This is a genomic window from Paenarthrobacter nitroguajacolicus, assembly GCF_031455195.1.
Lineage (GTDB): Bacteria > Actinomycetota > Actinomycetes > Actinomycetales > Micrococcaceae > Arthrobacter > Arthrobacter nitroguajacolicus_D.
This window is the reverse complement of sequence record NZ_JAVDSH010000005.1, coordinates 22,609-37,115: the sequence shown is the minus strand read 5'-3', so window position 1 is coordinate 37,115 and position 14,507 is coordinate 22,609. Positions and strand designations below refer to the sequence as shown.

Below are 14,507 nucleotides of genomic sequence, written 5' to 3'. Positions count from 1 at the left end.
CATGAACATGCAGAACACAGACAACACCACTGTTGAAGAGCTGATCAACCGTTCCAACCGCCTCGGCGCGGACAAGCGGAACACCAACTTCGCCGGCGGCAACACCTCCGCCAAGGGCACCGAAAAAGACCCTGTCACGGGCCAGGACGTGGAGCTCCTCTGGGTCAAAGGCTCCGGCGGCGACCTCGGCACACTGAAAGCCGAGAACCTTGCTGTGCTGCGGCTGGACCGGCTGCAGGCACTGAAGGCCGTTTACCCCGGCGTCGAGCGTGAAGACGAAATGGTGGCCGCGTTCGATTACTGCCTGCACGGCAAGGGCGGCGCCGCGCCGTCGATCGATACCGCCATGCACGGCCTGGTGGATGCAGCGCACGTGGACCACCTGCACCCGGACTCGGGCATCGCGATTGCAACCGCGGTGGACGGCGAGGCGCTGACCTCCAAGGTCTTCGGCGACAAAGTGGTGTGGGTTCCATGGCGTCGCCCCGGTTTCCAGCTGGGCCTGGACATCGCGGCGATCAAGGAAGCCAACCCGCAGGCCATCGGCACCATCCTGGGCGGCCACGGCATCACCGCCTGGGGCGCCACCAGCGAAGAAGCAGAGGCCAACTCGCTGTGGATCATTGACCAAGCCGAGAATTACATCAAAGCCAACGGCAAGTCCCAGCCTTTCGGCCCGCCACTCCCCGGCTATGCCGCACTCCCCGAGGAGGAGCGCCGCGCCAAAGCCGCCGCCCTCGCCCCGGTGATCCGCGGCCTGGCCTCCACGGACAAACCGCAGCTGGGGCACTTCAGCGATGACGCCGCAGTGCTTGAGTTCCTTGCCTCAACAAAGCACCCGCAGCTCGGCGCGCTGGGCACCTCCTGCCCGGACCATTTCCTGCGTACCAAGGTCAAACCGCTGGTCCTGGACCTGCCGGCCGACGCCACCATCGAGGAGTCAACCAACCGCCTCAAGGAACTGCACGCCGCGTACCGCGAGGACTACCAGGCGTACTACGACCGTCATGCAGACCAGGACAGCCCGGCCCTCCGCGGTGCGGACCCGGCAATCGTGCTGATCCCCGGCGTGGGCATGTTCTCCTTCGGCAAGGACAAGCAGACCGCTCGCGTGGCCGGCGAGTTCTATATCAACGCCATCAACGTGATGCGCGGCGCAGAGGCCATCTCCACGTACGCGCCGATCGAGGAATCCGAGAAGTTCCGCATCGAATACTGGGCGCTGGAAGAAGCCAAGCTCGCCCGGATGCCCAAGCCAAAGTCCCACGCCACGCGCATCGCGCTGGTGACCGGCGCGGCGTCGGGCATCGGCAAGGCGATCGCTACCCGTTTGGCGTCCGACGGCGCGTGCGTGGTGATTGCCGACCTGAACCTTGAGAACGCCCAAAAGGTAGCCGAGGAACTGGGCGGCTCCGACGTCGCCATCGGCGTCCGGGCCGACGTGACCGACGAAGCCCAGATCGCTGCCGCGATCCAGAAAGCCGTGCTCGCATTCGGTGGCCTGGATCTGGTGGTCAACAACGCCGGACTGTCCATCTCCAAGCCGTTGCTGGAAACCACGGAGAAGGACTGGGACCTCCAGCACAACGTCATGGCCAAGGGCTCGTTCCTGGTCTCCAAGGCCGCAGCGAAGGTCATGATCGATCAGGGCTTGGGCGGAGACATCATCTACATCTCCTCCAAGAACTCCGTGTTCGCGGGCCCGAACAATATCGCCTACTCCGCCACCAAAGCCGACCAAGCCCACCAGGTCCGTCTGCTCGCCGCTGAGCTGGGCGATCACGGCATCCGCGTCAACGGCATCAACCCCGACGGCGTGGTCCGCGGCTCCGGTATCTTCGCTGGCGGCTGGGGCGCCAAGCGCGCCGCGGTCTACGGCGTGGACGAGCAGGAACTAGGCAAGTACTACGCCCAGCGCACCCTCCTCAAGCGCGAAGTCCTCCCGGAACACGTGGCCAACGCCGCGTCCGTGCTCACCAGCAACGAGCTCTCCCACACCACCGGCCTCCACATCCCCGTGGACGCCGGCGTGGCAGCTGCCTTCCTCCGCTAGGACCAACAGTGACCAACGGAACCACCACGGACACCGCCCCGGCCCACGCGGGGGCGGTGTCCTCTCCGCAGACAAACAAGGTTTTCGCAGCCATCGACATCGGCGCCTCGTCCGGCCGCGTCATGCTGGGCCGTGTCTCGCCGACGTCCGGCGTCGCACTGGAAACGATCCACCGCTTTCCCAACGGCGTCATAGAGCTCGACGGCGGCCTCCACTGGGATTTCGACGCCCTCTTCGCGGAGGTGCTCAAGGGACTCGCTACCGCTGCTTCCGTGGCGGCGGGCAGCGGCGAGCGCATCGCGAGCATCGGCATCGACACATGGGCGGTTGACTACGGCTTGGTGAACGACGCCGGCGAACTGACCGCGCAGCCCTACAGCTACCGCGACGAACGCAGCCGGGCCGCTGTGGAGCGGGTACACGCAGTGATCCCGCCCGAGAAGCTCTACGCCACTACAGGCCTGCAGTACCTGCAGTTCAATACCTTGTACCAGCTCGCCACCGAAAAGGACGTGGATGGACTCCAGGCCCTGCTGATTCCGGACCTCATCGCTTTCCTGCTCACCGGCGAACGGCGGACCGAGGCCACGAACGCTTCCACCACCGGGCTTTTTGACGCCGTAGCGGGCCAGTGGGCATTGGGGTTCCTTGATGCATTGGGCTTGCCTCGGGATATCTTCCCGCCGCTGATTCAGCCCGGCGAGACCATTGGTACCTTGCTGCCCGCCATTGTTGAGCGGACCGGCCTTTCAGCTGGCACCAAGGTGGTGGCCGTTGGTTCGCACGACACCGCCTCCGCCGTGGCCGCAGTCCCCGCTGAGGGCCAGGACTTTGCCTACATCTCCTCCGGGACCTGGTCCTTGGTGGGGGTGGAGTTGAACGCCCCGGTCCTGACTGAGGCCAGCCGCCAAGCCAACTTCACCAACGAGCGTGGAGTTGATGGCACCATCCGGTACCTGCGCAATGTTGGTGGCCTGTGGTTGCTAAGCGAATGCCAGCGTTCCTGGGCCGCGCAAGGCTTCAACCAGTCCCTGCCGGCATTGCTCGACTCTGCAGCGGCACTCCCCGACGGCGGGCCGCGGATCAACGCCGACGATCCCTCATTCACCGCACCAGATGACATGCCGGACCGGATCCGCGCTGCCGTTCGAAACACCGGCGCGGTGCTCGCGGACCGGCCCGCCGCCGTCGTGCGTTGCATTATGGACAGTCTCGCGGCCGGTTACGGACGTACGCTGGCCGACGCCGAACGGCTCACCGGCCGCAACACCACAGTGGTGCACATCGTGGGCGGCGGCTCGCAAAACCGGCTCCTGTGCCAACTGACCGCGAACGCCACCGGAAAACCCGTCATTGCCGGTCCCGTGGAGGCCACCGCATTGGGCAACGTCCTGGTGCAGGCACGCGCAGGCGGCGTGGTGCAAGGCGGCTTACCTGAGCTGCGGATGCTGGCGGCATCGGGGGTTGAACTGGAAAAATACCAGCCTGCGTTGATGAGCGAACCGGCTTAACGCAGAACCTTAGAGTGGCCCGTACGCAGTACTTCCGCCGTGCGGGTCCCTCCACGTGGCCATGTCCTCCTCCACGGCCCGGCGGAGAGCCGGATCCACCAGCAGCCTCTCCCGGAAGGACTCACGCGCCCTGCCCAGTACTACGGAAGGGACCAGGATGACCGCCACCAACAGGAGCACCATCATGAAGTAGACCCACAACAGGGTGGGGAGTGTTCCTTGTTCGAGGGCCGAGGGGACGGCCACAGCGAAAGCAGCAGCTTGCAGCCCTGCAATCCCCAGGGTCGCCCACACGCCGCCCTTGGCGGATCCCGGCCCGCGATTAATGAGCAGCTTGTTGGTGTCCGGCAATCTGAGGCGGACCTTCTTCCAGCCCCGCCAACCCAGCAGGCCCAGGAGAACTCCCGGCAGCCCCAAAGACAGTACCCACGCGGGATTACCGGTGAGTGAGGAAACAACGGCGCCGATGAGGAGCATCAGGGGGCCACCGCCGATCGCACAGCTCCAGGCCGCAGCCAAGGCACCCTGCGCGTCGGCAAGCTGGCGCAAACGGGATGGGGCCTGGGGAGGACTGACCCTGGCCAGATCGGCCGAGAGCCAATACTCAAGCGGCCTTCCCTGCGCGTATGACTCCAGCACGCTTCGGGCCTTTCGATCGGGGTCAGTAACCGCAGAAGACGTTACCGCATCGCCGGCGCCACCCTCCAAGGGCCTCGGAGTCTGGTACGTCACAGCGCTGAATGAGGGTGCCGCGCTAAACTGGTCGCATTATGATCCGCACAATGTTCAAGTCCAAGATTCACCGCGCAACGGTGACCCACGCCGACCTCCACTACGTCGGTTCGGTCACTGTCGACCTGGACCTCTTGGACGCGGCGGACATCCTTCCCGGCGAGCTCGTCTCCATTGTGGACATCACCAACGGTGCCCGTCTGGAGACGTACACCATCGCCGGCGAGCGCGGTTCCGGCGTGATCGGGATCAACGGTGCCGCTGCCCACCAAGTCCATGTGGGCGATCTGGTGATCCTCATCACCTATGCGCAGATGACCACCGAAGAGGCCAAGTCATACCAGCCCAAGGTTGTCCATGTTGGCAAGGACAACCAAATCCTCCAGCTGGGTAACGACCCCGCCGAGGCCCATACGCCCGGACTCATGCGCCCACCCCACGCGTTAAGCAACGCGGCGCACCTCAGCTAGGCCCTAACAGCAACGCTCGACGTCGGTACCCATCCGGGTGCCGACGTCGAGCGCGTTATGGGCGTCCATATGACGGAATACCCGGCAGAAAACGCTTACTCGCCGGGCGGTTCTGGCTAGGCTGTAGTCCGTGACCCAAAGAGCCTCCGCCCGCACGCTGCCATGATCGGCGTCTTGTCGGGATTTTTTGTTGTCTGGGCCATCATCCTGGTGGGCATGTTTGTTGGACGCCGCAACATTCTGGGCGAGAACGCCCGGTCCGTCCTGAGTTCGCTGACGTTCTTCGTGGCGAGCCCCGCGCTCCTCTTTGAAACCCTGAGCAAGGCCAAGTTGCACGACGTGTTCGCAGCACCGCTTCTGGTCACGGCCGTGGGCGCTGTCATCACCGGCCTGCTGTTCTTCCTGATCGTGAAGTTCTGGCTGAAGCGTTCGATGCCCGAAGCCCTCATGTCCTCCATGAGCGCGTCGTTGGCGAACTCCGCGAACCTGGGCATCCCCATCGCCGTTTTTGTCCTCGGCGATGCCAGCTATGTGGCCCCGCTGTTGATCTTCCAGTTGGCGTTCTTCACACCGATGTACCTGATGGCCCTGGACGCCAGCACCAGCTCGCACCGCACCACTCCCCTGCGCTTCCTGCTGATGATCGTGAAGAACCCCATGATTGTGGGGTCGGCGTTGGGTTTGGTGGTGGCGGGTACCGGATTCCAGGTGCCGGCGCTGATCCTCGAACCGGTCCACTTGATTGGCGGCGCAGCGATTCCGGCCATGTTGATGGCGTTCGGCATGAGCCTCAACGGCTCCAGGCCACTGCAAAAAGACGCCGGACGCCGGCTTGATACCTTGCTGGCCAGCGCGTTCAAGCTGATCGTGCATCCACTGATCGCGTACCTGTTCGCACGGTTTGCCCTGGGAATGGACGGCCACGCACTCTTCGCCGTGGTGGTGACGTCCGCGCTGCCGACAGCCCAGAACGTGTTCGTCGCAGCCAACCGCTACCAGGCCGGAATCACCGTGGCCAAGGACACCGTTCTCATCACCACGATCGTGGCCGTGCCCGCAATGATCGCCGTGGCGCTGTTGCTCGCCTAGTGGGGTTACTCCACGTCAGCACTTGCCAAATAGTGGTCCAGGAGCTGTGCGCAACGGATGAAGCCCAGGTGTGAATACGCCTGCGGATGGTTGCCCAGGTGTGTTTCGGTGCCGGGGTCGTACTCTTCCGGCAGCAGGCCCGTAGGCCCGAACAGAGCCACCAACTGGTTGAACAGCTCCAGCGCATCGTCCAGGCGGCCTACAGCCAGATAAGCCTCGATCAGCCAGGTGGTGCAGATGTGGAAGCCACCCTCCAAACCCGGCAGACCGTCGTCGTACCTGTATCGGAAGACCGTGGGCCCCACCCGCAACTCCCGCTCGACGGCATTGACGGTGTCCAGGAAACGCTGGTCCTGGACATCAAGGAGGCCCGACAGGCCGACGTGCAGGACAGCGGCATCGAGGTCCGGGCTGTCGTAGGCCACGGTGTACGATGCGGCCGAACTGTCCCAGCCTTCCCGGAGGACTTCCTCACGGATGGTCCGTGCCTCAGGCTCCCAATCCGGGTGAGGTTCGCGGCCGTGCAGCGCCGCAGCCCGAAGCGCGCGGTCCAGCGTGACCCAGCACATGACCTTTGTGTACACATGATGCCTGGGGGCGCGGCGGGCTTCCCAGATACCGTGGTCGGGTTCGTGCCAGCGCGCCATGACTGCGTGCGCCATCTGCTCCACGAGGAACCAATGGTCGTCCGGCAGGAAACCCCGCCGTTCGGCGAGATCATGGATCAGCTCCGCAATTGGACCGAACACGTCCAACTGAACCTGGTGGTCTGCTGCGTTGCCGATCCGCACGGGCCGCGAACCCGCGTAGCCTGGCAAGCTCTCAACGATCGCCTCCGTTGACAGTGGAGCCCCGGTCACCGAGTAGAGCGGGTGCAACCATTCCGGCCCCGGCGCGTTCTCCAGGATCCGGCCCAGCCAACTGAGGAATCCCTCAGCTTCCTCGGTTGAGCCCAGGCTGACCAAGGCGTTGACCGTCATGGAACCGTCCCGCAGCCAGCAGTACCGGTAGTCCCAGTTCCGGGTTCCACCGATACCCTCGGGCAGCGATGTTGTTGGGGCTGCGAGGACAGCACCGGTGGGCTCGTGGACCAGCGACTTCAACACCAGTGCCGAGCGCCGCACCAGCGACGGTTTCATGGTGGGCAGCTGCAGCATTTTGACCCACTCGCGCGTGACGAGTCCGACGGCGGCACGCCGGTGGGGCTCACCCACCGGGTCCGCGGGTGGCGGCTCGGTGTCACCGCAACGCAAATTCAGCACCACGGGTCCGTTGTTGAGCGGCACTTCGGCTGTTGCCGTTGCGAACCTGCCGTCGCTGGTGACCTGGAAAGCAACTCCCGGGGCAGAGAGGATGATGGGGTCCGAGGTGCCGATGATGTGGACGTCATCGCCGCGGATCTCCATGTCGAACGGTGCATTGGCGTAGTCGGGCCTCGGCGCGAAAACCACCCGGGCCGTGCCTGTTCCCGAAAGCACGCGAACCAGGCTGGTGATGCCTTCCGGCGCCGGTTCGAGGTAGTCGGTCACGGTCACGTCGGCCCAGCGGGTTTCAACAATCATGGTGTTATCCACATAGCGTTGGGCCAGCACCTGCGAGGGCTTAACGGGCTCTACGCTGAAGTGGCCTGCAGGATCCCCGCCAAGGATGTGGGCGAACAATGATCCCGAGTCCGGCAGGGGGTGGCTCATCCAACAGACTTTCGCGTCGGGCGTGAGCAAGGCGGTGGAGCTGCCGTTGCCGATCATCGAATGTCGTTCCAGCCCCACGGCGTCCTCACCGAAGAGCCAGGCGCGGCGCAATTCGAACAACAAAGCCAGCACCTTCGCGAAGGCTTCCGGGTCCGGGATGGTGTGTGCCGCCGTCGTATCGCCCGGACCAACATGCAAACCAAGGTCCGGGCCGCGCAGGGTCGCCAGCGCCTTTTCGTCACTCTCGGCATCTCCCGCGAAAAGTGCGGCACTCACGCCCAGCCGTGCCCGGAGCTGCTCCAGGGCTTGCCCCTTGGCGGGCTCCTCCACAGTAACGTCCAGGACTGTTCCGTCGACGATGAAGTACAAGCCGAACTCGATGGCGATCTTCTGTGCTGCGAAGATCACCCGGTCCACGACTTCCGGCGTGGCCGGCCTGGTGTGCACGGCTACACCCACGGGCTTACGGACCACGCTGATGCCCTTTTCGAACCCGACGGCTTCGGTCAGCGCCGTGGCCACCTGTTGGAGCAATTGTTCCGTAGCGAGGGAAAGGGTGTAGGCGTAGCCCATGTCGAACTCCACGCCATGCGATCCCACCAGGTGCACCTCGGCCGGCAGCCTGGAAACTGCCGCCAAATCCCTGAGCGACCGGCCGGAAATGATGGCGGTGTGCGTGTTCGGCAACGCTGCGAGCGCCCGTAAAGCTACGGCTGCACTGTCCAGAGGGAGCGTCTCCGTGGACACGCCTTCAGCCGCGCAGAGAGTCCCGCCGTAGTTGCAGGCCACCAGCAAGCCGGGAACCCGTGCAAGGATCCGGAGCTCCGAGAACAGCTGCGGCGTGATGCCGTTTGGCGAGTCGGACTGAAGGGCAGTCCGGAGCAGGCCGAGCGGAAGCGACTTCATCAGCAGTGCTGAATCGGCGACCGACTGGTTCAAGTGAGTAGGCATGGGGAATCCTTCCGAAGCGGATAGATCCAGTTTCCGCCCGTCTGGTTTCGCCGTCATGCGTTCTTCGTTGCAAATGCGTAAATCATTTGGCGTTGTCAGGTCCCGCCTTCCTCCGGCCACACCCGGGACGGGACCTGACACAGCACTTATTCAGCGAAGGTGTCCGCCAGGTCCAGGACCTCATCCACAATGGCCAGGCCTGCGCGGGCGTCCTCGACGCTGATGTTGCAGGGTGGAACCACGTGGATACGGTTGAAGTTCGCGAACGGGATGAGGCCCCGCGACTTGCAAGCCGTCACGAGTTGGTTCATTTCAGGGCTGGAGGAACCGTAAGGTGCCAGCGGCTCCCGCGTGACACGGTTCCTGACCAATTCGATGGCCCAAAAAACGCCGAGACCCCGCACTTCTCCTACAGAACGGTGACGTTCGACGAATCCAGCCAGCGCCGGACCGATCACGTCGGTGCCGACGCGTTCCGCGTGCTGCACAATGCCTTCACGTTCCATGGCGTTGATGGTGGCGACTGCTGCCGCAGTGGCCAGTGGATGACCGGAGTAGGTCAATCCTCCGGGATAGGCCCTGGTACCAAAGGTGGCCGCGATCTCCGGGTTGATGGCCACGCCACCGAGCGGTACGTAGCCGGAGTTCACGCCCTTCGCAAAGGTGAGCAGGTCAGGGACGACGTCAAAATGCTCGACGGCGAACCACTTCCCTGTGCGTCCAAAACCGGCCATGACCTCGTCAGCAATGAAGACGATGCCGTGCTTGGTGCACAGCTCCCGGACGCCCTGCATGTAGCCTGCCGGCGGAACGTAGATCCCTGCAGTTCCGGGGATGCTCTCCAACATGATCGCAGCGATGCTGGACGGACCTTCGAACTCGATGAGCTGTTCCAGGTGTTCCAGAGCCCGCTGGGCTTCCTCTGCCTCCGTGGCCGCGTGGAAGGCCGTGCGGTAGAGGTAGGGCGGGAAGAAGTGGATAGTGCCAGTGGAGGCGTGGTCGCTGGCCCACCTCCGGGGGTCGCCAGTGATGTTGACTGCCAAGTGTGTTCCGCCGTGGTACGAGCGGTAGGCCGAAAGGACCTTGTGCCGGCCCGTATGCAGCCTGGCCATCCGGACGGCATGTTCGTTGGCATCCGCCCCACCGTTGGTGAAGAAGATCCGGTCCAGCTCTCCCGGGGTTCGCTCCGCGATCAGCCGCGCGGCCTCTGATCGGGCGTCGTTGACATAGCTGGGAGCAATCGTGCACAGCTTGGCTGCCTGTGCTGCGATAGCTGCCACAACGGCAGGGTGCTGGTGGCCAATGTTCGTGTTGACGAGCTGGGAAGAGAAGTCCAGGTACTTGTTGCCCTCACCGTCCCAGACGTGCGACCCCTCCGCTGCGCTGATGACCATGGGATCCAGGGTGTCCTGCGCGGACCAGGAGTGAAAGACGTGCTTGCGGTCCAGCTCGTAGGCGCGTTGGGCTGCCCCAGGGTCCGTGAGTGTTGGTTCAAGGATGGCGGTCATAGTGATTGTCCTGACGTTGGCACTGACAAGTTTTCTGGCGCTTAGGAGTTCTGCGGGAAACCGAGGTTGATGCCACCGTGGCTGGGATCCAGCCAGCGGGTGGTAACTGCCTTGCCCCGGGTGAAGAAGCCCACTCCTTCAGAACCGTGGGCGTGCGTGTCGCCGAACAAGGAGTTCTTCCAACCGCCGAACGAGTAGTAGGCCATGGGTACCGGTACGGGAACGTTGATGCCCACCATTCCCACCTCAACCTCGTTCTCGAAGCGGCGGGCGGCGCCGCCGTCGTTGGTGAAAATCGCGGTGCCGTTGCCGTAAGGGTTGGCGTTGATGGTGGCGAGGGCATCGTCGTAGCTGTCCACACGGACCACCGAGAGCACAGGTCCGAAAATTTCGTCCTGGTAAATGGACATGTCGGTGGTGACGTGATCAAACAGTGTTGGGCCCACGAAGAAGCCGTCACCTTCAGCGTCGGGGACGACGCCGCGGCCGTCGACCACCAGCGTGGCACCGGCCGCTTCACCGGCGTCGACGTATCCCGACACCTTGTCCCTGTGCTGGGACGTCACCAAGGGCCCCATGTCGCAACCACGCAGGCCATCGCCGGTGCGCAGGCTGCGGGCGCGGTCAGCGATCCGGTCCACCAGCGCGTCTGCGATGTCGCCAACAGCCAGGAGCGCCGAGACAGCCATGCAGCGTTCCCCTGCGGAACCAAAGCCGGCGTTGATAGCGGCGTCGGCAGCGAGGTCAAGGTCGGCGTCGGGAAGGACGATCATGTGGTTCTTCGCCCCACCCAAGGCCTGGACCCGCTTGCCGTGGGCGGTAGCGGTCTCGTAGACATACTTGGCAATCGGGGTGGAGCCCACGAAGGAGACGGCTTTGACGTCCGGGTGCGTCAGCAGGGTATCAACCGCCACCTTGTCGCCATGCAGGACGTTGAATACGCCGTCGGGCAGACCGGCTTCCTTCCACAGCTCGGCGATCCAGTTGACGGCCGAGGGGTCCTTTTCGCTCGGCTTGATGATGACCGTGTTTCCTGCGGCGATCGCGATCGGGAAAAACCACATGGGGACCATCGCAGGGAAGTTGAATGGGCTGATGATAGCCACGGGCCCCAGGGCTTGCCGAATGGAGTGGACGTCCACTTTGGTGGAGGCGTTTTCGGTGTAGCTGCCCTTGAGCAGGTGCGGGATACCGCAAGCGAACTCCACCACTTCCTGTCCGCGTGTTACCTCGCCCAGAGCATCATCGAGGACCTTTCCGTGCTCGGAGGTGATGATCGCAGCAAGCTCGTCCTTGCGGGAGTTGAGGAGCTCGCGGAAAGCGAAGAGGACCTGGGTGCGGCGGGCGAGGGAGGTTTCGCGCCATGCCGGGAAGGCGGCGTTCGCGGCGGCGACGGCGGCATTGCCCTCCTCGACGCTGGCCAAAGCAACCTGTCCGGTCACTTTCCCAGTGGCAGGGTTGGTGACAGAAGCGGTGCGGTCGCCGGCCGGGACGTAGCTGCCGTTGATCCAGTGCTCGATAGTGTTCAAGAGTTCTCCTTGGTGAGGTGTCCGGGGTTGGAATCAGTCTTCCTGCCGTGGAGTCCCCGCAGTAGGGCGCATATGTAAAGGAATGTCGCTGGAGCCTTACACTTTGTAAATGTTGCCTACTGTTAGTGCCGTGCTTGAGCTGCCCGTGCTGCGTGCCGCGGACCCCAGCGTGCTTGGCGGCACAGCGGGTCTGGACTCACCCGTCCGGTGGGTGCACGTCAGCGAAATCCTCGACGTCGGCGGCCTGCTGTCGGGTGGGGAACTGGTCCTCACCACCGGACTGGAGCTGGAAAAGTCACCGGAAGCGTCGGCGTCGTTCATTCACTCGTTGGAGGCGGCCGGAGCGGCCGGGTTGATCGTGGAACTCGTTGGCCAACGGCAACGCAGCCGGAAAGCCCTGGAGAAAGCAGCCCGCACAGCCTCCATGCCCGTGGTTATCGTCGAACGGCGGGTGCGGTTCGTCCAGGTCACGGAGATTGTCCACAGGATGATCGTCGCTGACCAACTGGAGCGCGTGGAACGGGCCCGGGACGTGCATGAAGCATTTACGGTACTGAGCCTGGAAAGCGCAGACACCCAACGCGTCGTCGAGCAGGCGGCCATGATGATCGGTGCATCCGTCGTACTGGAGGACCTCTCGCACCTGGTGCTCGCATATGCGGGCCAGCACGTCACCACCACGGATCTCTTGGACGATTGGGAGCGGCGCTCCAGGACCACGCCGTTTCCGTCGCTCACCAGCAGGTCCGGGCCAGAGCAATGGCTGCAGGCAGCGGTGGGGGTAAGGCAACAGGTATGGGGCAGGCTGGTGGTGCCGATGCCTCCGGCAGCTGTTGGCGCCGATGAGGACATGGCCGTCATGGTTCTTGAGCGGGCGGCCCAGACCCTGTCGATCAACCGCCTGGCGGACCGCGATCAGCGAGAGCTCAGCCATCATGCCCAAGCCGGACTCCTGAACTCATTGCGCCAGCCCCGCGGACTCAGTGAGGCGGAGGCGCTGGCACGTGCTGGTTCCTTGGGTTTGAAACGCTCCTCCTATTACGTGCCGCTCGTTTTCAGGACCGCCTTCCCAGCATGGGGCCTCCCTGTGCTGCCCACCGACCCCTTCGCAGGGCAGCAGGACGAACGCGAACTTCTGGAGCGACTGGCGAAGGCCGTGAAGTCCACCGCCGGAACAGCCTTGGCGGCAAGTATCCAGTCCGGTTCAGTCGGAATGATCCTTGCCCTCCCGGCCCGGCAGCAGGAGGAGCCGACGCTGCAGATATTGGCCGAAGCCGCCGCAGGCCCAGTGGCTGAGGCCGGCTCCGGAGCCCGCCCCACCCCCGCAGTTCCCCCAGCCTGGATCATTGGGGTTGGCCGCATGAAGGCCACGCTCCTGGAAGCCGCTGCGGGCATTGACGAAGCGGCCCACGTAGCCGAAAGCGCCGCCACACTACGGGAAACAGGCAAACCCTACTATCGAGCTACTGATGTGCGCCTTCGCGGGCTGCTCGCCCTCCTGCGCAAGGATCCCCGCGTCCAGCAATTCGTGGAGTCCGAGTTGTCTGCCGTCCTCCGTGCTGAAGCCGAAGGCAAAGGCGAATATTTGGAGCTGTTGGGCCGCTATCTCGGATCCGGGGGCAACAAAGCCGCTATGGCACGCAGCGGCTACCTTAGCCGGCCGACGCTTTATGCCCGGCTCGCCAAGTTGGAAGAACTGTTGGGTGTGGACCTGGACGACCCCGAATCGCGCACCTCGCTGCACGTAGCACTCCTGGCCCACCTGATACGGGGACGGTAAAGGGCTGACAGCCCTGAAAGCCTAGGCGGGAATGAGCCCTGCAACCTCGGCCACCAGTTCAACCGAGCGAAGGCGTTCCTCGGTACCGATGCTCTGGTGCGCCACGATCAGTTCATCGGCATCGGCGAACGCCGCGAACTCGTCAAGGTAGTCGTGCACCACTTCAGGGGTGCCCACGGCGGAGAACTTCATCATTTGGGCAATGTGCTGCCCCTGCGGGGAGTCGAGGACCATGTCCGCTTCGTCGTCCGTGAACTCTCGGCCGCCGCCAAAGAACAGCGAAACGCGGGCACGCTTAACTGCGAGATGGATGGCCTGCGCTTCGGCGTTGCTGTCCGCAGCAGTGACGTTCACGCCGGCGATCACGTGTGGCTCGGACAGTTGCTCCGACGGCTTGAACTCACGCCGGTAGATGGCCACGGCGTCCTGCAACGCGGCGGGCGCAAAATGTGATGCGAATGCGTAGGGGAGACCGAGCTGTGCGGCCAGCTGGGCACCAAAGAGCGACGATCCAAGAATGTAAAGGGGCACGTTGGTGCCCTTGCCCGGGGTGGCTTCCACGCCTTGGATCCGGGTGGGCCCTGTCAGGTATCCCTGCAGTTCCAGGACGTCCTGCGGGAACCTGTCCGAGGACGTGTGGTCCCGGCGAAGGGCCCGCATGGTGTTCTGGTCGCTGCCGGGGGCGCGTCCGAGCCCGAGGTCGATCCGGCCTGGGTGGAGGGTCTCCAGCGTACCGAACTGCTCGGCTATGGTCAGCGGCGAGTGGTTGGGCAGCATGACGCCGCCGGCACCGAGGCGGATGGAGTTGGTGTGCGCAGCGATGTGTGCGATCAACACGCTCGTCGCGGAGGACGCAATGGCCGACATGTTGTGGTGCTCTGCGTACCAGACCCGGCGATAGCCAAGTTCTTCGGCTTTCTGCGCCATGGCAACGCTGCCCGCGAGGCTTTCCGCCACCGTCTGGCCCTTCCCGATGGTTGCCAGGTCGAGGATGGAAAGAGGAACAGTCACAAGAAAGGCCTTTCGGTACGTTGCACGGGGCCCCGCGGTTGATCGCCGGGCACTCTATCGACAACCACCACGATGGCTGCCTTATTTCTGTGAGTTGCGTCGCGCCCCGGTTCGCTGCCCTGCGTGGGGTGTTTTATGACCCTGTTCGACGCCCGATTAACCGCCATGAACCCCTGTATCCC

Annotated in this window: 10 protein-coding genes and 1 pseudogene; 6 read left to right on the top strand and 5 right to left on the bottom strand. The window is 64.1% G+C overall.

Translation table 11 applies throughout. The annotated features are described in order from the left end of the window. Nucleotide 1 precedes the first annotated feature (1 nt). The gene (locus tag J2Y68_RS12065) at nucleotides 2-2,053 is read left to right on the top strand and encodes a bifunctional aldolase/short-chain dehydrogenase (protein WP_309993741.1); all 2,052 of its coding nucleotides are present in this window, start codon (nucleotides 2-4) and stop codon (nucleotides 2,051-2,053) included. A gap of 8 nt (nucleotides 2,054-2,061) precedes the next feature. Then, nucleotides 2,062-3,564, top strand: coding sequence for a rhamnulokinase (locus J2Y68_RS12060; protein ID WP_309993739.1), 1,503 nt, complete (start codon nucleotides 2,062-2,064; stop codon nucleotides 3,562-3,564). 9 nt (nucleotides 3,565-3,573) lie between these two features. Here the strand turns inward: J2Y68_RS12060 and J2Y68_RS12055 are convergent, their stop codons facing one another. Next, a complete protein-coding gene (locus J2Y68_RS12055) occupies nucleotides 3,574-4,203 on the bottom strand; it encodes a hypothetical protein (RefSeq protein WP_309993737.1) in 630 nt (209 codons plus the stop codon). A gap of 131 nt (nucleotides 4,204-4,334) precedes the next feature. On the opposite strand from J2Y68_RS12055, the gene panD reads away from it, so the two are divergent. Together panD and J2Y68_RS12045 are read left to right on the top strand one after the other, a co-directional pair. Then, a complete protein-coding gene (gene panD, locus J2Y68_RS12050) occupies nucleotides 4,335-4,766 on the top strand; it encodes an aspartate 1-decarboxylase (protein WP_309993735.1) in 432 nt (143 codons plus the stop codon). Between the two features lie 162 nt (nucleotides 4,767-4,928). After that, complete coding sequence (locus J2Y68_RS12045) at nucleotides 4,929-5,855, top strand: AEC family transporter (protein ID WP_309993732.1); 927 nt, start codon at nucleotides 4,929-4,931, stop codon at nucleotides 5,853-5,855. A gap of 5 nt (nucleotides 5,856-5,860) precedes the next feature. Here J2Y68_RS12045 and J2Y68_RS12040 read toward each other — a convergent pair whose 3' ends face one another. From J2Y68_RS12040 to J2Y68_RS12030, 3 genes are all read right to left on the bottom strand, one after another. Then, a complete protein-coding gene (locus J2Y68_RS12040) occupies nucleotides 5,861-8,497 on the bottom strand; it encodes a trehalase-like domain-containing protein (protein WP_309993730.1) in 2,637 nt (878 codons plus the stop codon). Nucleotides 8,498-8,643: 146 nt separating this feature from the next. Continuing rightward, on the bottom strand, nucleotides 8,644-10,005 hold the full coding sequence (locus J2Y68_RS12035; RefSeq protein ID WP_309993728.1) for an aspartate aminotransferase family protein: 1,362 nt from the start codon (nucleotides 10,003-10,005) through the stop codon (nucleotides 8,644-8,646). A gap of 41 nt (nucleotides 10,006-10,046) precedes the next feature. After that, entirely contained in the window at nucleotides 10,047-11,534 is a 1,488-nt protein-coding gene (locus tag J2Y68_RS12030; protein WP_309993725.1) for a CoA-acylating methylmalonate-semialdehyde dehydrogenase, read from the bottom strand. A 109-nt stretch (nucleotides 11,535-11,643) separates the two neighbouring features. Between J2Y68_RS12030 and J2Y68_RS12025 the strand changes: the two are divergent. Then, nucleotides 11,644-12,939 (top strand): annotated as a pseudogene (locus J2Y68_RS12025) (PucR family transcriptional regulator ligand-binding domain-containing protein); the annotation flags it as partial. A 228-nt stretch (nucleotides 12,940-13,167) separates the two neighbouring features. Continuing rightward, nucleotides 13,168-13,314, top strand: coding sequence for a helix-turn-helix domain-containing protein (locus J2Y68_RS22030; protein WP_397335087.1), 147 nt, complete (start codon nucleotides 13,168-13,170; stop codon nucleotides 13,312-13,314). Nucleotides 13,315-13,335: 21 nt separating this feature from the next. On the opposite strand, the gene J2Y68_RS12020 is transcribed toward J2Y68_RS22030, so the two are convergent. Next, on the bottom strand, nucleotides 13,336-14,325 hold the full coding sequence (locus J2Y68_RS12020) for an LLM class flavin-dependent oxidoreductase (protein WP_309993721.1): 990 nt from the start codon (nucleotides 14,323-14,325) through the stop codon (nucleotides 13,336-13,338). Between the last annotated feature and the right edge of the window lie 182 nt (nucleotides 14,326-14,507).

Bases quoted from the DNA above. Each gene is read 5' to 3' on its own strand.
- J2Y68_RS12035 (WP_309993728.1), bottom strand. From the start codon at position 10,005: ATGACCGCCATCCTTGAACCAACACTCACGGACCCTGGGGCAGCCCAA.
- J2Y68_RS12045 (WP_309993732.1), top strand. From the start codon at position 4,929: ATGATCGGCGTCTTGTCGGGATTTTTTGTTGTCTGGGCCATCATCCTG.
- J2Y68_RS12040 (WP_309993730.1), bottom strand. From the start codon at position 8,497: ATGCCTACTCACTTGAACCAGTCGGTCGCCGATTCAGCACTGCTGATG.
- J2Y68_RS22030 (WP_397335087.1), top strand. From the start codon at position 13,168: ATGGCACGCAGCGGCTACCTTAGCCGGCCGACGCTTTATGCCCGGCTC.
- J2Y68_RS12065 (WP_309993741.1), top strand. From the start codon at position 2: ATGAACATGCAGAACACAGACAACACCACTGTTGAAGAGCTGATCAAC.
- panD (WP_309993735.1), top strand. From the start codon at position 4,335: ATGATCCGCACAATGTTCAAGTCCAAGATTCACCGCGCAACGGTGACC.